General features: G+C 61.3%; 21 protein-coding genes. 12 read left to right on the top strand and 9 right to left on the bottom strand.

Annotation, left to right across the window (positions count from 1 at the left end; genetic code table 11):
- Nucleotides 1-1,307 (top strand): malate synthase G (locus tag OQK_RS13375; protein WP_016772852.1); only part of this gene is annotated, 1,307 nt, incomplete at its 5' end.
- 265 nt (nucleotides 1,308-1,572) lie between these two features.
- On the opposite strand, the gene OQK_RS13370 is transcribed toward OQK_RS13375, so the two are convergent.
- Nucleotides 1,573-2,019: a response regulator gene (locus tag OQK_RS13370; RefSeq protein ID WP_016772851.1), complete on the bottom strand. Its 447-nt coding sequence runs from the start codon at nucleotides 2,017-2,019 to the stop codon at nucleotides 1,573-1,575.
- Between the two features lie 255 nt (nucleotides 2,020-2,274).
- Here OQK_RS13370 and OQK_RS13365 point away from each other — a divergent pair, with 255 nt between their 5' ends.
- From OQK_RS13365 to OQK_RS13330, 8 genes are all read left to right on the top strand, one after another.
- Entirely contained in the window at nucleotides 2,275-4,209 is a 1,935-nt protein-coding gene (locus OQK_RS13365; RefSeq protein WP_338000593.1) for a putative nucleotidyltransferase substrate binding domain-containing protein, read from the top strand.
- On the top strand, nucleotides 4,206-4,913 hold the full coding sequence (locus tag OQK_RS13360) for a 3'-5' exonuclease (RefSeq protein WP_016772849.1): 708 nt from the start codon (nucleotides 4,206-4,208) through the stop codon (nucleotides 4,911-4,913). The genes OQK_RS13365 and OQK_RS13360 overlap by 4 nt, the downstream gene beginning before the upstream one ends.
- A gap of 346 nt (nucleotides 4,914-5,259) precedes the next feature.
- Entirely contained in the window at nucleotides 5,260-5,736 is a 477-nt protein-coding gene (locus OQK_RS13355) for an RNA polymerase sigma factor (RefSeq protein WP_189691481.1), read from the top strand.
- Nucleotides 5,733-6,707 carry a FecR domain-containing protein gene (locus OQK_RS13350; RefSeq protein WP_016772847.1) on the top strand — a complete coding sequence of 325 codons (975 nt, stop codon included), beginning with the start codon at nucleotides 5,733-5,735 and terminating at the stop codon, nucleotides 6,705-6,707. The genes OQK_RS13355 and OQK_RS13350 overlap by 4 nt, the downstream gene beginning before the upstream one ends.
- Before the next feature lie 258 nt (nucleotides 6,708-6,965).
- Nucleotides 6,966-9,392, top strand: a complete 2,427-nt coding sequence (locus OQK_RS13345; protein ID WP_016772846.1) for a TonB-dependent siderophore receptor — start codon at nucleotides 6,966-6,968, stop codon at nucleotides 9,390-9,392.
- A 74-nt stretch (nucleotides 9,393-9,466) separates the two neighbouring features.
- Nucleotides 9,467-10,597 (top strand): PepSY-associated TM helix domain-containing protein, encoded by a 1,131-nt coding sequence (locus OQK_RS13340; RefSeq protein WP_016772845.1) that lies wholly within the window; start codon nucleotides 9,467-9,469, stop codon nucleotides 10,595-10,597.
- Nucleotides 10,594-10,773 (top strand): hypothetical protein, encoded by a 180-nt coding sequence (locus OQK_RS13335; RefSeq protein ID WP_016772844.1) that lies wholly within the window; start codon nucleotides 10,594-10,596, stop codon nucleotides 10,771-10,773. Before OQK_RS13340 ends, OQK_RS13335 begins: the two co-directional genes overlap by 4 nt.
- Before the next feature lie 162 nt (nucleotides 10,774-10,935).
- Nucleotides 10,936-11,565 (top strand): glutathione S-transferase, encoded by a 630-nt coding sequence (locus OQK_RS13330; RefSeq protein ID WP_016772843.1) that lies wholly within the window; start codon nucleotides 10,936-10,938, stop codon nucleotides 11,563-11,565.
- Between the two features lie 199 nt (nucleotides 11,566-11,764).
- On the opposite strand, the gene creD is transcribed toward OQK_RS13330, so the two are convergent.
- The 4 genes from creD to rloA2 all read right to left on the bottom strand — a co-directional run bounded on the left by creD (nucleotide 11,765) and on the right by rloA2 (nucleotide 15,978).
- On the bottom strand, nucleotides 11,765-13,132 hold the full coding sequence (gene creD / locus OQK_RS13320; protein ID WP_016772842.1) for a cell envelope integrity protein CreD: 1,368 nt from the start codon (nucleotides 13,130-13,132) through the stop codon (nucleotides 11,765-11,767).
- Between the two features lie 171 nt (nucleotides 13,133-13,303).
- Nucleotides 13,304-14,722, bottom strand: a complete 1,419-nt coding sequence (gene creC, locus OQK_RS13315; protein ID WP_016772841.1) for a two-component system sensor histidine kinase CreC — start codon at nucleotides 14,720-14,722, stop codon at nucleotides 13,304-13,306.
- Nucleotides 14,722-15,402, bottom strand: a complete 681-nt coding sequence (creB, locus tag OQK_RS13310; RefSeq protein WP_016772840.1) for a two-component system response regulator CreB — start codon at nucleotides 15,400-15,402, stop codon at nucleotides 14,722-14,724. Before creB ends, creC begins: the two co-directional genes overlap by 1 nt.
- 69 nt (nucleotides 15,403-15,471) lie before the next feature.
- The gene (rloA2, locus tag OQK_RS13305; protein ID WP_016772839.1) at nucleotides 15,472-15,978 is read right to left on the bottom strand and encodes a retropepsin-like aspartic peptidase RloA2; all 507 of its coding nucleotides are present in this window, start codon (nucleotides 15,976-15,978) and stop codon (nucleotides 15,472-15,474) included.
- 258 nt (nucleotides 15,979-16,236) lie between these two features.
- Between rloA2 and OQK_RS13300 the strand changes: the two genes are divergently transcribed.
- Nucleotides 16,237-17,124 carry an acyltransferase gene (locus OQK_RS13300; protein ID WP_016772838.1) on the top strand — a complete coding sequence of 296 codons (888 nt, stop codon included), beginning with the start codon at nucleotides 16,237-16,239 and terminating at the stop codon, nucleotides 17,122-17,124.
- Between the two features lies 1 nt (nucleotide 17,125).
- Here OQK_RS13300 and OQK_RS13295 read toward each other — a convergent pair whose 3' ends face one another.
- Nucleotides 17,126-17,683, bottom strand: a complete 558-nt coding sequence (locus OQK_RS13295) for a DUF2780 domain-containing protein (protein ID WP_016772837.1) — start codon at nucleotides 17,681-17,683, stop codon at nucleotides 17,126-17,128.
- Between the two features lie 223 nt (nucleotides 17,684-17,906).
- Between OQK_RS13295 and OQK_RS13290 the strand changes: the two genes are divergently transcribed.
- Both OQK_RS13290 and OQK_RS29285 read left to right on the top strand, forming a co-directional pair.
- Complete coding sequence (locus OQK_RS13290) at nucleotides 17,907-18,149, top strand: hypothetical protein (protein WP_016772836.1); 243 nt, start codon at nucleotides 17,907-17,909, stop codon at nucleotides 18,147-18,149.
- Nucleotides 18,150-18,209: 60 nt separating this feature from the next.
- Nucleotides 18,210-18,422, top strand: a complete 213-nt coding sequence (locus tag OQK_RS29285) for a cold-shock protein (protein ID WP_016772835.1) — start codon at nucleotides 18,210-18,212, stop codon at nucleotides 18,420-18,422.
- A 54-nt stretch (nucleotides 18,423-18,476) separates the two neighbouring features.
- Here the strand turns inward: OQK_RS29285 and fdhA are convergent, their stop codons facing one another.
- From fdhA to OQK_RS13270, 3 genes are all read right to left on the bottom strand, one after another.
- On the bottom strand, nucleotides 18,477-19,676 hold the full coding sequence (gene fdhA / locus OQK_RS13280; protein WP_016772834.1) for a formaldehyde dehydrogenase, glutathione-independent: 1,200 nt from the start codon (nucleotides 19,674-19,676) through the stop codon (nucleotides 18,477-18,479).
- A 118-nt stretch (nucleotides 19,677-19,794) separates the two neighbouring features.
- Nucleotides 19,795-20,652, bottom strand: a complete 858-nt coding sequence (gene purU, locus OQK_RS13275; protein ID WP_016772833.1) for a formyltetrahydrofolate deformylase — start codon at nucleotides 20,650-20,652, stop codon at nucleotides 19,795-19,797.
- Between the two features lie 188 nt (nucleotides 20,653-20,840).
- Entirely contained in the window at nucleotides 20,841-21,473 is a 633-nt protein-coding gene (locus OQK_RS13270; RefSeq protein ID WP_016772832.1) for a sarcosine oxidase subunit gamma, read from the bottom strand.
- Nucleotides 21,474-21,494 lie beyond the last annotated feature (21 nt).

Raw genomic sequence — 21,494 nt, 5'->3', positions numbered from 1 at the left:
ACTGGCTCGGCCTGATGAAGGGCGACCTCGCGGAATCCGTGTCCAAGGGCGGCCAGACCTTCACCCGCACCATGAACCCGGATCGCACCTACACCGCGCCCAACGGCGGTGAAGTGACCCTGCACGGTCGTTCGCTGTTGTTCGTGCGCAACGTCGGCCATCTGATGACCATCGATGCGATCCTCGACAGCCAAGGCAACGAAGTACCGGAAGGTATCCTCGATGGTCTGGTGACTTGCCTGGCAGCAATGCACAACCTCAACGGCAACACCTCGCGGCGCAACACCCGCACCGGTTCGGTGTACATCGTCAAACCGAAAATGCACGGCCCGGAAGAAGCGGCATTCACCAACGAGCTGTTCGGGCGTATCGAAGACGTCCTGCGCCTGCCGCGCAACACCCTGAAAGTCGGGATCATGGACGAGGAGCGCCGCACCACGGTCAACCTCAAGGCTTGCATCAAGGCCGCCAGCGAGCGCGTGGTGTTCATCAACACCGGTTTCCTCGACCGCACTGGCGACGAAATCCACACCTCCATGGAGGCCGGTCCAGTGGTGCGCAAGGCTGACATGAAGGCCGAGAAGTGGATCGGCGCCTACGAAAACTGGAACGTCGACATCGGTCTGAGCACCGGCCTGCAAGGTCGTGCGCAAATCGGTAAAGGCATGTGGGCGATGCCGGATCTGATGGCCGCGATGCTCGAGCAGAAAATCGCTCACCCACTCGCCGGCGCCAACACTGCCTGGGTGCCATCGCCGACCGCCGCTGCGCTGCACGCGCTGCACTACCACAAGGTTGACGTGTTTGCGCGTCAGGCCGAACTGGCCAAACGTGCGCGCGCCTCGGTGGATGACATCCTGACCATTCCACTGGCAGTGAACCCAAGCTGGACGCCAGAGCAGATCAAGAACGAACTGGACAACAACGCCCAGGGCATTCTCGGTTACGTGGTGCGCTGGATCGACCAGGGTGTCGGTTGCTCGAAAGTGCCGGACATCAACGACGTCGGCCTGATGGAAGACCGTGCGACGCTGCGCATCTCCAGCCAGCACATCGCCAACTGGCTGCGCCACGGTATCGTCAGCCAAGAGCAAGTGATGGAAAGTCTCAAGCGCATGGCGCCGGTGGTTGACCGCCAGAACGCCAACGACCCGCTGTATCGCCCGCTGGCACCGGACTTCGACAGCAACATCGCCTTCCAGGCGGCAGTCGAACTGGTCATCGAAGGCACCAAGCAACCGAACGGCTACACCGAGCCGGTGCTGCACCGTCGTCGTCGCGAGTTCAAGGCTGCGAATGGTCTGTAATTTGCGCTGACGCTGGAAATGAAAAAGGCCCTGATCGAGAGATCGGGGCCTTTTTGTTTATGTGTTCGGAGGCGGGTTAGCGGAGCGGCGCAGATCCAACCCCCTCACCCCAACCCTCTCCCCCAAGGGGGCGAGGGGGAAAGGGAGCCGATCTTTGTGTTTGTCAGAACCGGAGTTCGACTGAGCAGTCTCAGGTCGGTGTACCACGAATATACACCGCGGTCAGTCCCCTCTCCCTCCGGGAGAGGGTTAGGGTGAGGGGCTTCTAGGGCTCGATGCCCAATTCGTGTTTCACCAACTCAAGCAGCTTCCCCGTATCAATCGGCTTGAGCAGAAAATCCACCACGCTCAAGTGCATCGCTTCGATCGCATCTTTCACGTCGGCATCGCCGGAGACGATGATGATCGGCATCGCTGCACGTACCGATTCACGCACCTGGCGAATCAGCTCGAGGCCATCGACATTGCCCATGCGCAGGTCGGTAATCACCAAACCGATCGAAGGCTTTTCATCGAGCATTTTCAGCGCGGTTTCACCGCTGGCTGCGGTCATGCAGCGAATGCCGTCCAGCGCGAGAATCTCCGACAACAGCTCGCGGGCGTCCTTGTCGTCGTCGACGATCAGGACACGCTGCGGCGGCAGATCAGGTTCGAGCATCACTGCGCTGAGCGCTTCCCGCTCGGCGTCGCTCAAAATATCGTGGTCGGACATGGCGCTCTCTAAATGTTCAAACAATCCCTGGCAAGTCGTCAGACATCACCGGACAGCGCTTCAATGTGCACTTCGTCGGAATTTTTTCCAAGTGGCTAGCGCAAGCTTTTCCGAGCTTTTGCGTAGGTTATTTCCGAAAATCGGCCAATGGTGGCAAAACCTAGACTTACGTCCAATGGGCACCCTGCCCGCCGGGGCCGACCATGGTCGCAACGATCCGACAACAACAATTCGAAAAAGACTGCGGTAATGGTTATGAGCAAAGCGGACGCCTTCACCCAGGCAGGGAAAACCGCGGTGTTGCAGAACATTCAGGGCACCCTGCAATTCCTCCAGCGCTTCCCGCCCTTCAATCAGATGGAACACGCCCACCTCGCCTATCTGGTGGAGCAATGTCAGCTGCGTTTTTTCGCCCAGGGCGAGAGCATCATCAAACCGGCCGACGGCCCGGTGGAACACTTTCATATCGTCAAACAGGGTCGGGTGGTCGGCGAACGCCAGCACATCACCAAACCCGGCACCGAGACCACGTTCGAAATCACCACCGGCGAATGCTTTCCGCTGGCCGCGCTGCTCGGTGAACGCGCCACGCGCACCGAACATCTGGCGGGCGAAGACACCTTCTGCCTGCAACTGAACAAACTGGCGTTCATCAAACTGTTCGCCCTCTCCAGCGCCTTCCGCGATTTCGCCTTGCGTGGGGTGAGCAGCCTGCTCGATCAGGTCAACCAGCAAGTCCAGCAAAAAGCCGTGGAGACCCTCGGCACCCAATACTCGCTGAACACCCGTCTCGGTGAACTTGCGATGCGCCATCCGGTGACTTGCAGCGCCGATACGCCACTGCGTGAAGCGGTGAAGCTGATGCACGAGCAACAGGTCGGCAGCATCGTCGCGGTGGATGAGCACAAGGCGCCGCTGGGGATTTTCACCCTGCGCGATTTGCGCCATGTGGTCGCCGAAGGTGTCGGTGATTTCAGCGACGCCATCGAACAGCACATGACCCGTTCACCGTTTTATCTGTCGCCGGATCACAGCGCCTTCGATGCGGCGATTGCCATGACCGAGCGGCACATTGCTCACGTCTGCCTGGTCAAGGATCAGCGCTTGTGCGGCGTGGTGTCCGAGCGTGACCTGTTCTCCCTGCAACGGGTCGATCTGGTGCACCTGGCCCGGACCATCCGCAGCGCGCAACGGGTCGAACAACTGGTGACCTTGCGCGGCGAGATCGGCCAACTGGTCGAGCGCATGCTCGCCCACGGCGCGTCGTCGACGCAGATCACTCACATCATCACCCTGCTCAACGATCACACGGTGTGTCGGGTCATTGAACTGACCCTCGCGGAAAAGGGCGACCCGGGCGTGCCGTTCAGCTGGCTGTGTTTCGGCAGCGAGGGCCGACGCGAGCAGACGCTGCACACCGACCAGGACAACGGCATCCTGTTCGATGCCCGCGATGCCGCGCACGCAGCAGAAATACGCGGCAAGCTGCTGCCGATTGCCCAGCAGATCAACCAGAGCCTGGCGCAGTGCGGTTTCACTCTGTGCAAGGGCAACATCATGGCCGGCAATCCCGAGCTGTGTCTGTCGCGGGCCGAATGGGCGCGGCGCTTTGCGGCGTTCATCCGCGAAGCCACGCCGGAGAACCTGCTGGGCTCGAGCATTTATTTCGACCTGCGCGTGGTCTGGGGCGATGAGCAAGGCTGCGAGCAATTGCGCCGGGGCATCCTCGATCAAGTCGCTGACAACCGTTTGTTCCAGCGCATGCTGGCCGAAAATGCCCTGCGCAATCGCCCTCCCGTGGGGCGCTTCCGTGAGTTCGTGCTGGCCCGCAAGAACGGTGAGAAGGCCACGCTGGATCTGAAAATTCAGGGTCTGACTCCGTTCGTCGACGGTGCCCGTTTGCTGGCGCTGGCCAACGGCATCGACGCCAACAACACCCTCGAGCGTTTCCGCCAATTGGTCGATAAACAAGTCATCGAGCCGCTCGACGGCGCGGCGTATGAAGAGGCCTATCACTTCATTCAGCAAACGCGGATGCAGCAGCATCAGCTCCAGACCCGGGAGAACCAGCCGTACTCCAACCGCGTCGATCCCGACAGCCTCAATCATCTCGACCGGCGCATCCTGCGCGAATCCCTGCGCCAGGCGCAGCGCCTGCAAAGCAGCCTGACCTTGCGGTATCAGCTATGAGCCTGTTCTCCTGGCTACGCCCGGCCAGCCCCGTGGTGTCGGCGGACTTGCAGCAGCGGCTGGCGAAGCTGCCGGCGCTTGCCGAGCTGAGCGAATGCAGCCTGCGTGAGCAGCGCTGGGTGGTGCTGGACCTGGAAACCACCGGCCTGAATATGAGCAAGGATCGGGTTCTGTCGATCGGCGCGGTGGTGATCGAGGACGGCGCGATCGATTTCCGTCAGCAGTTCGAACGCACCTTGCAATGCCGCGAATTGAAGCTCAGCCCCAGCGTGCTGATTCATGGCCTCGGCCCTAGTGCAATTGCCGCAGGCAGCGACCCAGCGGAAGCGTTGCTGGAGTTGCTGGAGTTCATCGGCGACAGCCCGGTGCTGGCGTTTCATGCGCCGTTCGATCAGCACATGCTCGGGCGCGCAGTGAAAGAACATCTGGGGCATAAGCTGCAGCATGTGTTTCTGGATGTGGCGGACATCTCGCCGTTGTTATGTCCGCAGGCGCAGATTCGCGAGGCCGGGCTGGATGAGTGGATCGAATGGTTCCGGCTTGAAGTGTTCGAGCGGCATAACGCGAGTGCCGATGCGCTGGCCACGGCGGAGTTGGCATTGATTCTGTTCAGCCGGGCGCGGGCGCAGCAGATTTACAGTCCGTTGCAGTTGCAGCAGCGGTTGAGCCAGTGGAAGCGGCGGCAGCAGGCGCCGTCCTTTTAGAATCATTCAGATCAAAAGCCCCTCACCCCAGCCCTCTCCCGGAGGGAGAGGGAGCCGATCGTGGTGTCTGAAGCCTTGTATCGACCTGAAAGACCGAGTCGATTGAGGAATCGCTGAAAATCGTTCAGGTCGGTGTACCTCCAGAATATCCCCCGATCAGTCCCCTCTCCCTACGGGAGAGGGCTAGGGTGAGGGGCTGCCCTTGATTCATCACCTGACCAGTGGCCAATTGCTAACCATTCCCACCTCTGCCAGAATCGCGAACTATTCTCGTTAGTTAACATTTCCCAATCGGTGATGTCCGGTGTCGTCAGTGCCCAACCCCCACAGTGAGCTCGTCGGTGCGATGTATCGCGACCATCGCGGTTGGCTGCTGGCGTGGTTGCGGCGCAATGTGGCGTGTCCGCAGCGTGCCGAAGACCTGAGCCAGGACACGTTCGTGCGCCTGCTCAACCGCGACGAACTGCTGACGCCGCGCGAACCTCGGGCGTTTCTGGTGGCGATCGCCAAAGGCCTGTTGTTCGACTACTTCCGCCGCGCCGCGCTGGAACAGGCCTACCTCACCGAACTGATGCTGATCCCCGAAGACGAACAACCGTCGGTGGAAGAACAGCAAATGATCCTCGACGACCTCAAAGCCATTGATCGCCTGCTCGGCAAGTTGTCGACCAAGGCCCGCGCGGCCTTCCTGTATAACCGCCTCGACGGCCTCAGCCACGCCGAAATCGCAGACAAACTCGGTGTCTCGGTACCGCGCGTGCGGCAGTATCTGGCCCAAGGCCTGCGCCAGTGCTACATCGCCCTGTACGGTGAGCCGACATGACGGCGGCCAGTTCGCGCCCGGTGCCGGCGCATGTGCTGGACGCGGCGATTGCCTGGCAATTGACCCTCGATTCGAGCACCGCACTGGAGCGCGAGGAATTCGCCAAATGGCACGCGGCCCATGAAGAACACGCCCGCGCGTGGCGTCAGTTGGGCATGCTCGATCAGCGCTTCAGCGTCGCCAAGGGCCCGGCCCGAAGTGCGTTGCTGCAATCGCGCGAAGGCATTCGACGCCGCGTGCGCAAACTCGGCAGTGGGCTGGCCAGTGTCGTGGTGATCATCGGGCTCGGGCTGTTTGTCAGTGAGCGCTACCTGCCGCTGGACTACTGGCTCGCCGATCAGCGCACCGCCACCGGTGAACAGCGCACCGTGCGCCTGTCCGACGGCACTCTGCTCAACCTCAATACCCACAGCGCGGTCGACGTACGCTTCGATGACGAGCGCCGCTTGATCGTGTTGCAGGAAGGCGAAATTCTCGTCGAGACCGGGCATGGCGACGCGCGGCCGTTTATCGTCGAAACCCGCGAAGGCAGCATGCGCGCGCTGGGCACGCGGTTTCTGGTCAAGCGCGAGGACGATGGCACACGCCTGAGCGTGTTGCAGTCGGCGGTCGCGGCCCATGCCCAGGCCAACCCGCAAGAACTGGTTCTGCGCGAAGGCCAGCAGGTGCTGTTGCGCAGTGACGGGCTGGGCTCGATTGCCGCCCTCGCCCCCGGCGCCGATGCCTGGACGCGCGGCATGCTGGTGGTGGACAACGCCCGGCTGGGCGATCTGGTGCACGAGTTGGGGCGCTATCGTCGTGGCCATCTGGGTGTGGCGCCGGAAGTGGCCGATCTGCGCATTACCGGCAGTTTTCCGTTGCATGACACCGACAAGGCACTGAGTGCATTGCTGCCGACTCTGCCAGTGCAGATCGAGCGGCATACGCCGTATTGGGTCACCGTGGCGAAGGCGGAGCCCTCCGCCCCTTGACATGATCGTTCCCACGCTCTGCGTGGGAATGCAGCCCGGGACGCTCTGCGTCCCTGCCGAAGCGGACGCAGAGCGTTCATTGAGGCATTCCCACGCGGAGCGTGGGAATGATCAGTGTGGGAGCGAGCCTGCTCGCGAAGGCGCCATCAGCCGCACAACCATTTCCCGCAAAAAAGAATTTCCACCCAGCCCTATCACTTTTCCAATCTCGTCCGGCACACAGGCAATTGAGAAATATTTCCATTCAGGAGCCGCCGTATGTCCCGTTCGCCAGACACCTTGTTGCGCCCCAGTCTGCTGGCTTTTGCCATCGCTTTCGGCACGCCGCTGATCAGCAGCCCGTTGCTCGCCGCTGAGCAAGCGTCCAGCGTGCGCGCCTACAACCTGCCGGCGGCGCCGCTGTCGACCACCCTGAACCAGATCGCCAGCCAGGGCGGCCTCGCCCTGTCGCTCAATCCTGCGCTGGCCGCCGGCAAAACCTCGGCGCCGGTCAACGGCCAGTACGACGCCGCCGGCGCCCTGCGCGCGGCTTTGCGCGGCACCGGTCTGCAACTGGAACAGAGCAGCGCCGGCACTTACACCCTGGTGGCCGTGCCGGAAGGCACGCTGGCCCTGCCGGAAACTTCGGTCATCGGCGTGGAAAACTTCGAAAGCGCGTGGGGCCCGGTCGAAGGCTACACCGCGACCCGCACCGCCGCCGGCACCAAGACCGACACTGCGCTGGTCGAAGCACCGCGTTCGATTTCGGTGGCAACCCGTCAGCAAATGGACGACCGCAGCGTGCACAGCCTCGATGATGCCGTGCGCTACATGCCGGGCATCACCGCCAGCAGCTACGGCAGCGACACCCGCGCCGACTGGCTGCGCGTGCGCGGTTTCGAACCGACCCAGTTCCTCGATGGCCTGCCGCTGCCCAAAGGCGTGTACGCCAACCCGAAACAGGAAACCTGGAACCTCGACCGCCTCGCCCTGCTCCGCGGTCCGGCCTCGTCGGTGTACGGCCAGACCCCGCCGGGCGGTTTGCTCGACATGGTCAGCCGCCGCCCGAGCGCTGAAGCCAGCAGCGAAATCCAGTTGCAATACGGCAGCGACAATCACCGCCAGATCAACTTCGCCAGCACCGGCAAGATCGATGACGCCGGGCAGTTTCTCTATGGCCTCAGCGGCGTGGTGCGCGACAGCGGCACCCAGGTCGATCACGTCGACAACAAGCGCTACAACATCGCGCCGAGCCTGACCTGGAACATCGATGACGACACCAAACTCACTCTGCTGAGCCAGTTCACCCGCGACGACACCGGCATCACCAGCCAGTTTCTGCCGATCCAGGGCACGAAGATCAAATCGCCGCTCGGTGATATTTCCCATCACAAGAATCTCGGCGATCCGGATTGGGAATACTACGACCGCACCTACTACGCGCTGGGTTATGCCTTCGAACATCGGTTGAACGATGTCTGGCAGTTCAAACAGAACCTGCGCTACACCAAGTCGGACCTGTCGTTCCAGTCGCTGACCCCTGGTTCCTATCCGTTCACCACCGTGGATGCAGAGGGCAACGTCGGCCGCACCAGCACCAGCGTCGACGAAGACATCAGCCAGTTTGCCGTGGACAACAACTTCCAGGCCGACTTCGCCACGGGTGAGATTCGCCACACCTTGCTGCTGGGTCTGGATCACCAGCGCAGCAACACCAACTACACCTCGATCTTTGGGGATGGTCTGCAAACCAACGTCATCAACCCGATCTACGGCCAGCCGATCGTACGTCCGGCGCGCTCCACGGCGTTTTACGACTACAACCAGAAGACCTACCAGACCGGTCTCTACGTGCAGGACCAAATGGCTCTCGACCAGTGGCGCCTGACCCTCGGCGGCCGTGAAGACTGGGTGCACACCAGCACCCAATTCATCAACCAGAGCGACGCCACCAACACCCAGCGCGACAAGAAATTCAGCGGCAACGCGGCGCTCAGCTACGTCTTCGACAACGGCTTCGTGCCGTACCTGTCCTACGCCGAATCGTTCCAGCCGACCACGGGCGCCGATGCCACCTCGACCGGCTCGCTCAAGCCAACCGAAGGCAAGCAGTGGGAACTGGGCGTCAAATACCAGCCTCCGGGCAGCAAGACCCTGCTGACCGCCGCCGTGTATGACCTGACCCAGAAGAACGTCGCGGTGAACACCTTCGTCAACAACGTCTCGGTGACCAGCCAGACTGGCGAAGTGAAGGTCAAAGGCCTGGAGCTCGAAGCGGTGTCGGATGTGACCGACAACCTCAAAGTCATCGCCGCCTACACCCTGGCCAAATCCGAAGTGCAGAAAGGCGTCGACAAGGGCAACCGCCTGCAACTGATGCCCAACCAACAAGCCTCGCTGTGGACCGACTACACCTGGCACGCCGGCGTGCTCGACGGTTTCGGCATTGGCGCCGGCGTGCGCTACACCGGCAACACCTACGGCGACAAGGCCAACACCTGGCTGGGCAAGGCCGATGCCTATACCGTGTTCGACGCCAGCGTGCATTATGATCTGGGCCGTCTGGACAACAGTCTCAAAGGTGCATCGCTGGCGGTGAACGCGACCAACCTGTTCGACAAGGACTACATTTCCACCTGCGACAGCTTCTATTGCTACTACGGCGACCAGCGCAGTGTCGTCGCCAGCGCCACTTACAAGTGGTAAGCCAGTGAGCTGAAACAGGCCATGTTCCCAGGCCGTCCGTACCGGACGGCTTTGGTGTTTTTGAAGGTCATGCAATGAAAAGTAAAACCATCCGCCGCTGGTCGTTCATCCACACCTGGACCAGCCTGATCTGCACGGTGTTTCTGCTGATGCTGGCGCTGACCGGTCTGCCGCTGATTTTCAGCCACGAGATTGATCACGCGCTGGGCAACGCCCCGGAGCTGCGCGAGATGCCGGCCGACACGCCACAACTCGATCTGCAGCAACTGGTAGATGCCGCGCAGAAACATCGCCCGGGCGAAGTCATGCAGTACTTCGGTTATGACGACGAAGAGCCGAACGCGGCGTTCGCGATCATGGCCAGGACGGCCGACACCGAGCCGAACTCTTCGCACACTTTCATGCTCGATGCGCGCACTGGCGAAGCGCTGGAAACCCCTTCGGCCAACGGTGGCTTGATGCTGTTCATCCTGCGCCTGCACGTCGACATGTTCGCCGGGCTGCCGGGCAAGCTGCTGCTGGCGTTCATGGGTCTGTTGTTTGTCGTGGCGATCGTGTCCGGCACGGTGCTGTACCTGCCGTTCATGCGCCGCTTGAAATTCGGCACCGTGCGCCAGGACAAATCGACAAGACTGCGCTGGCTCGACCTGCACAATTTGATCGGCGTCGTCACTTTGACCTGGTGCCTGGTGGTGGGCGTGACCGGAGTGATCAGCGCCTGCGCCGACCTGCTCATCGCCGCCTGGCGCAACGACGCGTTGACCACGCTGATCGCGCCGTATCGCGATGCGCCGCCGTTGACCCAACTGGCCCCGGCTACGCGGCTGCTCGACATCGCCGAGGAAGTCGCACCGGGGATGAAACCGGATTTCATCGCCTTCCCCGGCACCCGTTTTTCCAGCGAGCACCATTATTCGGTGTTCATGAAGGGCGGCACGCACCTGACCTCGCACCTGCTGACGCCGGTGCTGATCGACGCCACGACGCTGCAAGTCACCGCCGTGGCCGAACGGCCGTGGTACATGGACGCCATGGGCATGTCGCAGCCGCTGCACTTTGGTGACTACGGCGGCATGCCGATGAAGATTCTCTGGGCGACGCTGGATGTGCTGACGATCATCGTGTTGGCCAGTGGCGTTTATCTTTGGGTAGTGCGGCGCAAGGCGGCCAAGCCTGTTCTGGAACCGGCGGAGGCCTCGGCATGAAGCCGCGTCAGTCGAGTTTCTGGAAGGTTTTCAGTACACCGATCGTGATCGCCCTGCTCAGTGCGGCGGGGCTGTTTGCGGCCTTGCTGGGGGATGGAATCTGGGATGCCTTGAGCTGGGTCGGGCTTGGCGTGCCGGCATTTCTGGCGATAAGAGGTTTTCTGCCGCGAAGCTGAGAATCCCTTGTGGGAGCGAGCCTGCTCGCGAAAGCGCCCAGACATTCAACATCACAGTCGACTGTCACGACGCCTTCGCGAGCAGGCTCGCTCCCACATGGGTTCTGCGCCGGACGCGAGCAGGCTATGCTGCCCGATCATTGTCCTGATCGAGACCTTGCCATGTCCGCCCCCAGCATGACCCTGTACCACAACACCCTGTCGCCCTTCGTCCGCAAGGTCATGGTGCTGCTGCACGAAACCGGTCAGCAGGATCGTGTCGCGCTGCAGGACTGTGTGCTCAGCCCGGTCAGCCCGAACCCGGAGCTGATCGCCGACAACCCGTTGAGCAAAATCCCCGCCCTGCGCCTGGCCGATGGCAATGTCATCCATGACAGCCGCGTCATCCTCGAGTACCTCGACCAGCAGCACGTCGGCAATCCGCTGATCCCCCGTGAAGGTGCGGCGCGCTGGCGGCGCCTGACGCTGGCGTCGATGGCTGACGGGATCATGGATGCCTCGGTGATGGTGCGTTATGAAACCGTGCTGCGCCCGGTGGAAAAACACTGGGACGAATGGCTGGACGCTCAGCGCGACAAGATCCGCCGCGCCCTCGCCGTGCTAGAGAGCGAAGCGATTGCCGAGCTGACCAGCCACTTCGATGTCGCGGCGATCAGCGTGGCCTGCGCGCTGGGCTATCTGGATCTGCGCTTCCCGGACATGGACTGGCGTGCAGCCAATCCGCAACTGGCCAACTGGTATTTCGAGGTGAGTCAGCGACCGTCCATGGTGGCGACGATGCCCAAGTCCTGATTTTGCGGCGCCTGATCTGCCCCCATCGCTGGCAAGCCAGCTCCCACATTGAATCGGGACAGACCGCTGACCTGTGTGTCGGCATATATCCTGTGGGAGCTGGCTTGCCAGCGATGGCACCACCTCGGTTCTGGCGGCAGCGCTGCAACAATCAGCGTCAGCAGAACCGCCACTTCCCTGCGCTCAGCCCTCAACCCGCTCATTGCATCGCCTCCACATCAAACTCCAGCGGCTTGGCGGACTTCAAACCAATCCCGTACCAGTCCAGTTTGCGCGTCAGCACCATGAACACGCCGAGCAGACCGAACAGCATCAGCGAGCCCATCAACAGCGCGTAATCCTCGGCGCTGAGCAATCCGTACAGCAGGCCATACAGCGCCGCCAGCCCGGCCGAGAAACTCAAGCCATGCCGCGCGCTGCGCAGGACGTGGCTGACATAGAAGCCGATCAGCAACACGCAGCCACTCGCCGACAACAGATACGCCAGCGCAAAACCGATGTGTTCCGACAGCGACAGCAGCAGCAGGTAAAAGAACGCCAGCGCAACACCGACCAGGGCATATTGCACCGGGTGCACCGCCAGGCTTTTCAGCACTTCGAAGAGGAAGAAACCGGCGAATGTCAGGACGATGAACAGCAGCGCATATTTGATCGCCCGATCGCTCTTCAGGTACTGATCCACCGGGTCGATGAAGCTCACGCCGAAGCTGCGGCCGTTGAGTGCATCACAGTCGCCAGCGACGCAGCGCTCCATTGCCTCTTGCAGGTTGGTGGAGAAAAACGAGGTCTGCCAGTCGGCGCTGAAACCCTGATCGTTGATCTCGCGCTTGGCCGGCAGGAAGTTGCCGACGAAGCTGGGGTGCGGCCAATTGGCGGCGAGGCTGACGCTGCTGGTCTTGCCCACCGGCACCACCCGCAGCGAGCCGGTGCCTTGCAGGCGCAGGTCGAAACCGAAGGTCAGTTGCGTGGCTTTGCTGGCGTCGAGCGCCGGCAGGGTGACGTGCACACCCTCGCCGATCCAGGCCACTTCGCTGCCGGGCACGAAGTCCAGTTGCTGGCCGGCGAGCTCGAGTTTCAGCGCGTTTTCGATGCCGCGAATGTCGCTGATACCAACAGCGAGGAACGGCGCGTCGAATTGGTAATCGGCAAAATTCTCCTTGATACCCAGTTGCGCCGGCAGGGAAAAATGCCCGTCGATACGGTTATCGGCGTGAAACAGCCGTGCCTCGTAAATACCGCGTTTGCGCAGCTCGGTCTGCACTTGGCCGTCGAGTTCAAAACGCTCCGGCAGAAAGTACAAACGCCCGCGCGCTTCGCTGACTTCTTCGTAGCGCTTGTTGGTTTTCTCGTTGGTTTTCCAGGTGCGCACCACCTTGCGATACGGCACTACCATCACCGGCCCGGTCAGTTGCTGGCTGTAACTGGAGCTGCGCGCGATGTCTTCGAGCACACCGTCGCGCAGTTGCTGACGCTCATCGATGATGCCGTCGATCATCAACAACGGGATCAGCAACAGCAGGATCAACAAAGCAATCGCGCCGAGTTTGATGGTCAGATTCTTGTTCATGGGACTCTCCCTGTTTGGATGGGAGGAGTCTGCTGATGCGGTGTGGTGAGAGTGTGGGGGGAATATGGAGATTGTGTGGAAAGATCAAAAGATCGCAGCCTTCGGCAGCTCCTACAGTTGTACCGTATTCCAAATGTAGGAGCTGCCGAAGGCTGCGATCTTTTGGCTATCTCAAGGCAAGCGCAATACCACTTCAACCCCGCCCTCGACATTGCCAATGCGCATCACCCCGCCATGCAGCTTGACCACTTCTTCAACGAAGTTCAGCCCCAGCCCGGTGCTCTTGCGTCCGCTGTCCGGGCGCGGCAACGAGTAGAAGCGTTCGGTCAAACGCGGCAAGGCGTAATCAGGAATCGGCGTGGTCTGGTTGAACAGGCGGAACTCGACCTGCTCGCCAACCCGCTCGGCGCTCAAGCGCAACAGCCCCGACGTCGGGGTGAAATCGAGTGCGTTTTCCAGCAGATTGCCCAACGCCTGGCGCAGCAGAAACGGCTCGCCAATCAACAGCAGATCCTCGCCGATCACTTGCTCGACGCGCAGTTGTTTGCCCTCGATCCGCGCGGCCTGCGCCTTGAGCAGTTCTGCGACCAACAGCGCCAGCGGCACTGCCACCCGTTCTTCCAGCCCTTGGCGTTGTTCGACTTGCGCCAGGTTGAGCAGGCGCTCGATCAACTGCTGCATTCGCGCGCTTTCGCTGTCGATGTTGCTGACAAAGCGCAAACGCTGGACGGCCGGCATATCACTTTGCAGCAGCTCCGCTGCGCCCCGGATCGCCGCCAGCGGACTTTTCAATTCATGGGTCAGGGTGTGCACGTAGCGCTCGACGTAGGCCTTGCCTTCGAGCTGCGTGCGCATCTGCTCGACCGCCGTCGCCAGTTGCTCCAGTTCGCCGCCGCGATAATGCGGCACTTCCACGCGCCGGCCTTCGCTCACCGCTTGGGCATAACCGGTCAAACGGTGCAGCGCGCGGCTCAGCCACCATGAGAGCAAGGCGCCGAAGAGCAGACCGAGGCCGATCAGTCCGGCGCCGTAAAACAGCAAGCGCCGCTCGGTGCGATCGACGTAGGGTTGCAGCGAACTGTTGGGCTTGGCCACGGTGACCACGCCGATAATCTTGCCGTTGTCGCGGATCGGCGCGCCGACATGCATCACTGAAGAGCTCGGATCGTCAGGATCACTGCGGCTGGAGCGCGCGCCGTACTCGCCGCGCAGGGTCAGGTAGACGTCGTTCCAGCGCGAATAATCCTGGCCGACCGCGACGCCGCTGGAGTCGAGCACGACGATGCCCTTGGCGTCGGTGACGTAGATGCGGTGGTTTACCTGGTTTTTCGGCAAGCCCCAGATGGTCGCTTGCGGCTGCCGCTCGCCATAGGCGCGGAGCAATTGCGGCCAGCGGTTCTCGCTGAGGGTGCCGGCCTTGAAATCGTCGCGCAGGATTTCAGCCATCAGGTTGGCGGTGTCGACCAGCGTCTCTTCGGTGGACTGGCGCACGCCGGGGCGAATTTCTTCCATCACCGTATTGAGGACGAAATAACCGGTCAGGCCGACAAACAGCACGTACACCAGAAAGATCCGCAGCCCCAGCGACATCAGCTGTGCCCCGGGCTGTAGCTGTAACCGAGGCCGCGATGGGTCTGGATCGGCTCGGCCTCGGCACGTACCAGGCGCAACTTGGCGCGCAGGCTTTTGATGTGGCTGTCGATGCTGCGCTCGTAACCGGCGTCTGCCGCTACGCCCAGCGCATCGAGCAATTGCTCGCGGCTGAACACCCGCTCAGGTTGTTCGAGCAGGCATTGCAACAAGCGGAATTCATGGCGGGTCAGGCTCAGCGGCTGGCCGCGATAGCTGATCTGTACGCGTTCGGCATCGATGCGAAACAGCGTTGAGCCTGCTTCCAGGGTCGGGCGCGGCGCCATGCGTTTGAGGATGGCTTTGACCCGCGCTGCCACTTCACGCGGGCTGAACGGCTTGACCACGTAATCGTCGGCACCGATCTCCAGGCCCACCACGCGGTCGATCTCGGCGTCGCGGGCGCTGAGAAACAGCACCGGCACTTCCGTGAAGCGCCGCAATTGCTTGCAGGTTTCGAAGCCGCTGATGTCCGGCAGGCCGATATCGAGAATGATCAGGTCAGCCGGGGTTTGTCGCTGATGCTCCAGCGCCGCCGCGCCGAGGTTCAGCCACGTGGTGCTGAACCCCTCGCCCTGCAAGGCAAAAATCAATGTGTCGGCAATCGCCGCTTCGTCTTCGACAATCAGGATGTGCGGCATGGCGTCCGAGCCCGTGGCAGTTAGTGCGCGAACGGTGCCCCAAGCCCGGGGTTACGTCAATCAGACCACTTAGCAGTCAGGCTTGTCGGCGGTGTAACGCCGCGCCGGATTGACCGCCGCGCCGAACTCGCGCAGGGCCTTGGCGCCGATCAGCAGCGGATAGTTGAAGTGGCTGCGGTCGGTCAGATTCACCTCGACAGTGCGTTTGACGTTGCCCAGGCACAGTTCCAGATCGACCACCGGGCGCTTGGCGACATCGCTGCTGTCGCGCTCTTCATCGTCCTCGTCGGAACGGCTTTTAATCTTGCTGATCCGCGCGACCTTGTGCTCGAAAACCTTGTTGCTGGCGTCCTTGGTGGCGAGGCGGAAACGCACCCAGTCTTCGCCATCGCGGGTGAAGGTCTCGATGTCCTTGGCCGACAGCGAGGCGGTCAGCGCGCCAGTGTCCATCTTGGCCTTGAGCACTTCGCCACCGATTTCCGGCAGCGCGATGTATTCGTAGCGACCGTACAGCGTCGGCTCGGCGGCCATGACCGGCAGCGCGACGAGAGCAAACAGAGCAAGGAGGGATTTCACGTAAGGGGCTTCCTTGGGAGGTTAGGCAACGGCATTTTAGACCGTCGCGCGGTTGATCGTTCCCACGCTCTGCGTGGGAATGCATCCAGTGACGCTCTGCGTCACAGGGGACGCGGAGCGTCCCGGGCGGCGTTACCACGCAGAGCGTGGGAACGATCAGGTTAACGGGACTGAAGTGAAACATTCGTCAGCGCCGATTTGGCCTGCTGCGCGAAGCTGCTTATCATGGCTCGCCCCTGCCACTTCATAGAGTTACTTATGCGCCGCCTGCTCACCGGCTGTTTCGTCACCCTGTTGCTGTTGCTCAACACCCTGATCCTGATCGGGCCGTTGATGGTGTTCGCCCTGCTCAAGCTGGTTGCACCCGGGCGCTGGCGGGATTACGCATCGGGGGCGGTGATGTGGATTGCCGAGACCTGGGCCGAGATCGACAAGCTGATCTTCCAGCTGTGCATCCCGACGCAGTGGGACATTCGCGGCGGCGACGATCTGCGCCGCGACACGTCCTATCTGGTGGTCAGCAACCATCAATCGTGGGTCGACATTCCGGCACTGATCCAGACCCTCAACCGGCGCACGCCGTTCTTCAAGTTCTTTCTGAAAAAAGAGCTGATCTGGGTGCCGTTCCTGGGCTTGGCGTGGTGGGCGCTGGATTACCCGTTCATGAAGCGTTACACCAAAGCCTTTCTGGCAAAGAACCCCGAGCTGGCGGGCAAGGATCTGGAAATCACCAAAGCGGCGTGCGAGCTGTTCAAGCGCCAGCCGGTGACGGTGGTGAATTATCTGGAAGGCACGCGCTACACCTTGGCGAAAAGCACCCAGCAGGAATCACCGTTCAACCACTTGCTCAAACCCAAGGCCGGCGGCGTGGCGTTCGTGCTGGCGGCGATGGGCGAACAGCTCGACGCGATGCTCGATGTGACGGTGGTGTATCCGCAGGAAAAAATCCCGGGCTTCTGGGATCTGATCAGCGGCAACGTGCCGCGAGTGATCATCGACATCAGGACCCGCGAACTCGACCCGGCGCTGTGGCAGGGCGATTACGAGAAAGATCCGGCCTTTCGCCAACACGTCCAGAACTGGGTCAACCAGCTCTGGACCGAAAAGGATCAGCGCATCGTCCAGCTGCGCAACGAGCGCGGCTGACTCAAGTGCCGGTGCCGGTGCCCCAGATGCTGCCCAGGCTGCTCAACAGCGAACCGCCGACGCCCTGCTGACCGAGGTACTGCAGCAGCACCGGGGCAAACTGGCCGATCATGCCACTGTCCATGCCCAGCGCGCTGAACGCGTTGTTCAGATCGTTGGTGTCTTTGACATTGCCCAGTGCATTCTCAAGGCCTGCGGACTTGCCGGACGAACCGAGCAAAGCCCCGAGCGCCGCCAGATTGCCGCTGCCACCGGACAACTTGTCGATACCCGGCACTTCCTTGGCCAGTTGCGAATAGTCGGTGCTGCTCAACTGATTCTTCGCCAGCCCGAGCATCGCGCTGGTGCCGCCAACGGCCTGCTCCGGCGTGACGTCCAGTGCACTCAGAGCACTCAACAAACCAGCGGTCTCCGAGGTCGGCGCCGCAGCAGCCGCCTTGTCACCACCCTGCATCCCCGCTACCGCACCGGCCACGTCGTTCAAACTGAAACCGGCAAACACCGGCCCGGCGGCCAGAGTCAGGAGCGATGCCAGGGCAAAACCGCGTGAAATCTTCATTCAGACATCCTCTCGGGGAAAAGCTGCCACCGGACAACGGCGACGAAACTGCCGGTTTGACCGGGGATCTGGCGGCATGTTCCGGTCATTCCAAATCGAGATTCAGGCTATTCCAAAACGATTCTAAAAACTGTCAAACCTGACAGTTACCTGCTGAATTCAAGTTGTTTAGATTTGAATTCGAGACAAGTTTGCCGCGGATCATTCTGAGGGAGGTGCTGCGATGGAGAAGCGATTGTCAGACCGCGACGACTCGATCATCGCGCCAGTGAAGGAACCGTCCAAAGGCGCTGCAAAGGAAGTGATTGCTCAACCCTCAGCTATCATCTTTTGCGTTGATCCGGACGACCCCATCATTGGAAAAATCAAGGCCGGACGAAGGGTCAGTTATGAAGTGATAAAAAGCGATACAGGGCAGCAATACGCTATCAACGTTCGATTGGTTAGCGACAGAAGGAACAGGTAAATCCTGGTCGTGCCCCCGCCGAACTGAAATCGATACACAAAGCAAACAGGAAGCACGGATATGTCAGGTAGAGAAACCGGTACGGTTAAATGGTTTAACGATGAAAAAGGCTTTGGCTTCATCACGCCCAAAAATGGCGGTGATGATCTTTTCGTTCACTTCAAAGCCATCCAATCGGATGGATTCAAAAGCTTGAAGGAAGGACAGACTGTGACCTACGTTGCAGCGAGAGGACAGAAGGGAATGCAAGCTGAAGAAGTTCAGGTTGTATAAGAAAACCATTAAAAACGGCGCCTGAATGGCGCCGTTTTTGTACCGCGTAAAACCTCACGCCGCACTGAACAACTTATGCGGATCAATCACAAACTTCTTCGGCACACCCGCATCGAACTCGCCGTAACCTTCCGGCGCCTGATCGAGGCTGATCACTTGCACGCCGACCACTTCGGCGATGTTGATGCGGTCCCACATGATTGCCTGCATCAACTGGCGGTTGTACTTCATCACTGGAGTCTGCCCAGTGTGGAAGCTGTGGGATTTGGCCCAGCCCAGGCCGAAGCGGATGCTCAGGCTGCCCATTTTTGCCGCGGCGTCGACGGCGCCCGGATCTTCGGTGACGTACAGGCCCGGGATACCGATCTTGCCGGCAACGCGCACCACGCCCATCAGTGAGTTGAGCACCGTGGCCGGGGCTTCGGCCTTGACGCCGTCGTGGCCGTGGCCGCGTGCTTCGAAACCGACGCAGTCCACCGCGCAATCGACTTCCGGCTCGCCCAGCAGCGCGGCGATCTGTTCGTGCAGCGGGGTGTCCTTGGACAGGTCGACGACCTCAAAACCCTGTGCCTTGGCGTGGGCCAGGCGGATGGTGTTGACGTCGCCGACGATCACCACCGCCGCACCGAGCAAACGTGCGGAAGCGGCAGCGGCGAGGCCGACCGGACCGGCGCCAGCGATGTACACGGAGCTCCCCGGGCCAACGCCGGCAGTGACGGCGCCGTGGTAACCGGTCGGGAGGATGTCGGAGAGGCAGGTCAGGTCGCGGATTTTCTCCATGGCCTTGTCGCGGTCCGGCAGTTTCAGCAGGTTGAAGTCGGCGTACGGCACCAGCACGTATTCGGCCTGGCCACCGGTCCAGTCGCCCATGTCGACGTAACCGTATGCGCCGCCGGCACGGGCCGGGTTGACGGTCAGGCAGACGCCGGTGTGTTGCTCCTTGCAGGAACGGCAGCGCCCGCAAGCCACGTTGAACGGAACAGAGACCAGATCGCCGATCTTCAGGTTTTCGACGTCGGAGCCCTTTTCGATCACCTCGCCGGTGATTTCGTGACCCAGCACCAGACCGGTCTGCGCCGTGGTCCGGCCGCGCACCATGTGTTGGTCGGAGCCGCAGATGTTGGTGGAAACCACTTTGAGAATGACCCCGTGCTCGATCTTGCGACCACGCGGGTCCTGCATTTTCGGATAGTCGATTTTCTGTACTTCGACCTTGCCAGCGCCGAGATACACCACACCACGATTGCCAGACATGCCATCACCTCTATATTTGTTGTTGGGTAGAGAGTTGATTGAGCTTCAAGCGGCAAGCTACAAGCCGCAAGAAGTGTGCTGACCGCTTGTTCTTGCGGCTTGGAGCTTGGAGCTTGCGCTAAAGAACGACGGTTCTGTTGGCGTTCAGGAACACCCGTCTTTCGATGTGATACCCGACCGCCCGCGCCAAGGTCAGGCCTTCGATATCCCGGCCCTTGGCAATCAAGTCCTCGGGATAATGACTGTGATCCACCGCCTCGACGCCCTGGGCGATGATCGGCCCTTCATCGAGATCGTTGTTGATGTAATGCGCCGTCGCGCCTACCAGTTTCACGCCCTTGTTGTAGGCCTGGTGATACGGCTTGGCGCCCTTGAAGCCCGGCAGCAGGGAGTGATGAATGTTGATCGCCTTGCCGTCGAGCTTGCGGCACAGCTCCGGCGACAGCACCTGCATGTAGCGGGCGAGGATCACCAGTTCGGCACCGGCCTCTTCGATCACCTGCCAGACCTGACGCTCCTGCGCCGGTTTGTCGTTGGGGTCGAGAGGGAAATGGTAGTAGGGAATCTGGTGCCAGTCGGCCAACGGCTTGAGATCCGGATGGTTGGACACCACCGCCGCGACGTCCATCGACAACTGGCCGATGCGCTGGCGGTAGAGCAAGTCGTTGAGGCAGTGATCGGCCTTGGAGACCATGATCACCACTTTCGGTCGGTAGTTCGGCGCGGTCAGCTCGAAGAGCATGCCGAACGCTTCTCCGCGCTCGGCCAGCCCGGCGCGGAAGGATTGTTCGTCGAAGCCGTCGGGCTGACGGAATTCCACGCGAATGAAGAAACGCCCGGAGAGGCGGTCATCGAACGAATGGTGCTCGGTGACATAACAGCCCTGCTCGAACAGAAAACGCGTGACCGCGTCCACCGTGCCGAGGACGCTGGGACAGTCGGCGGTCAGAATCCATGTGTCTGGGGCGCGGCTCATATTTTTTCCTCTGATCGTTCCTACGCTCTGCGTGGGAATGCCGCCATGGACGCTCTGCGTCCGCTCTTGGGACGCGGAGCGTCCCGGGATGCATTCCCACGCGGAGCGTGGGAACGATCATCTATCTGCTCCCTTTCCCCTCTCCCCCTTGGGGGAGAGGGCTGGGGTGAGGGGGTGGCTTTTGATCTTCAGGCCTGAACGCTGAGGCCGTACTCGGCCGAAGCATCCTGCAACCACAACCACCAGTAATCCGAGAAGCTGCGACGGATCAGCAGTTCCCAGGTGTCTTCGGCGGTATGACGAATCATCAGCTGCGATTTGGCGAACACCGTGCCCACCGCTTTGCCGACCGGAAAGTTGTTCGGGTGCACGTCATAGCTGGTGGATTTCATCAGCACCTGGCGCACGTTCGGCCCGCTCAGTTCGAGAATTTGCTGGCCGCCGCTGACATTCACGATGGCAATGTGCAGATCACCCAGCGCTTCACGCAGTTTCTGCTCGGCGGCGAATTCTTCGCCGCTTGGCACGATCAGCAGCCACTCGTCCGGGCCCATCCATTGCAGGCTGGTTTCGCCTTTGACGATCACGCTGAGGGCGCCGGGCAATTCAATGCCCAACGCTTTGTGCACACCGGCCGCGAAGGCTGCATCGTGGCCATCGCCACGAATGGTCAGGTGGCCGAGGAGTTTTTTCTCACGCACGATCACGCCGGCGTTCTTGCGGCCCTTGCCGACCAGGCTGGCGAGGTCGGCATGGTGCAGCGACGACTCGGCACGGGCGCCGGTGGTCGGGCGTTGCTGGTAAACATTGGCTGTGGTCATAAAGCACCTTCTTGTATTGAT

The sequence above is a fragment of the Pseudomonas sp. R62 genome, from assembly GCF_000257605.1.
Taxonomy (GTDB): Bacteria; Pseudomonadota; Gammaproteobacteria; order Pseudomonadales; family Pseudomonadaceae; genus Aquipseudomonas; species Aquipseudomonas atacamensis.
Note: the sequence above shows the minus strand (reverse complement) of the source record. Positions and strands in the feature narration are given on the sequence as shown.

Excerpts from the sequence above, each read along its gene's own strand:
- OQK_RS13290 (WP_016772836.1), top strand. The coding sequence starts at position 17,907 with ATGGAGAAGCGATTGTCAGACCGCGACGACTCGATCATCGCGCCAGTG.
- OQK_RS13270 (WP_016772832.1), bottom strand. The coding sequence starts at position 21,473 with ATGACCACAGCCAATGTTTACCAGCAACGCCCGACCACCGGCGCCCGT.
- OQK_RS13295 (WP_016772837.1), bottom strand. The coding sequence starts at position 17,683 with ATGAAGATTTCACGCGGTTTTGCCCTGGCATCGCTCCTGACTCTGGCC.
- creD (WP_016772842.1), bottom strand. The coding sequence starts at position 13,132 with ATGAACAAGAATCTGACCATCAAACTCGGCGCGATTGCTTTGTTGATC.
- OQK_RS13340 (WP_016772845.1), top strand. The coding sequence starts at position 9,467 with ATGAAAAGTAAAACCATCCGCCGCTGGTCGTTCATCCACACCTGGACC.
- creB (WP_016772840.1), bottom strand. The coding sequence starts at position 15,402 with ATGCCGCACATCCTGATTGTCGAAGACGAAGCGGCGATTGCCGACACA.
- creC (WP_016772841.1), bottom strand. The coding sequence starts at position 14,722 with ATGTCGCTGGGGCTGCGGATCTTTCTGGTGTACGTGCTGTTTGTCGGC.
- OQK_RS29285 (WP_016772835.1), top strand. The coding sequence starts at position 18,210 with ATGTCAGGTAGAGAAACCGGTACGGTTAAATGGTTTAACGATGAAAAA.
- OQK_RS13360 (WP_016772849.1), top strand. The coding sequence starts at position 4,206 with ATGAGCCTGTTCTCCTGGCTACGCCCGGCCAGCCCCGTGGTGTCGGCG.
- OQK_RS13330 (WP_016772843.1), top strand. The coding sequence starts at position 10,936 with ATGTCCGCCCCCAGCATGACCCTGTACCACAACACCCTGTCGCCCTTC.
- OQK_RS13350 (WP_016772847.1), top strand. The coding sequence starts at position 5,733 with ATGACGGCGGCCAGTTCGCGCCCGGTGCCGGCGCATGTGCTGGACGCG.
- OQK_RS13355 (WP_189691481.1), top strand. The coding sequence starts at position 5,260 with ATGTATCGCGACCATCGCGGTTGGCTGCTGGCGTGGTTGCGGCGCAAT.
- OQK_RS13300 (WP_016772838.1), top strand. The coding sequence starts at position 16,237 with ATGCGCCGCCTGCTCACCGGCTGTTTCGTCACCCTGTTGCTGTTGCTC.
- OQK_RS13365 (WP_338000593.1), top strand. The coding sequence starts at position 2,275 with ATGAGCAAAGCGGACGCCTTCACCCAGGCAGGGAAAACCGCGGTGTTG.
- OQK_RS13370 (WP_016772851.1), bottom strand. The coding sequence starts at position 2,019 with ATGTCCGACCACGATATTTTGAGCGACGCCGAGCGGGAAGCGCTCAGC.
- OQK_RS13345 (WP_016772846.1), top strand. The coding sequence starts at position 6,966 with ATGTCCCGTTCGCCAGACACCTTGTTGCGCCCCAGTCTGCTGGCTTTT.
- OQK_RS13335 (WP_016772844.1), top strand. The coding sequence starts at position 10,594 with ATGAAGCCGCGTCAGTCGAGTTTCTGGAAGGTTTTCAGTACACCGATC.
- fdhA (WP_016772834.1), bottom strand. The coding sequence starts at position 19,676 with ATGTCTGGCAATCGTGGTGTGGTGTATCTCGGCGCTGGCAAGGTCGAA.
- purU (WP_016772833.1), bottom strand. The coding sequence starts at position 20,652 with ATGAGCCGCGCCCCAGACACATGGATTCTGACCGCCGACTGTCCCAGC.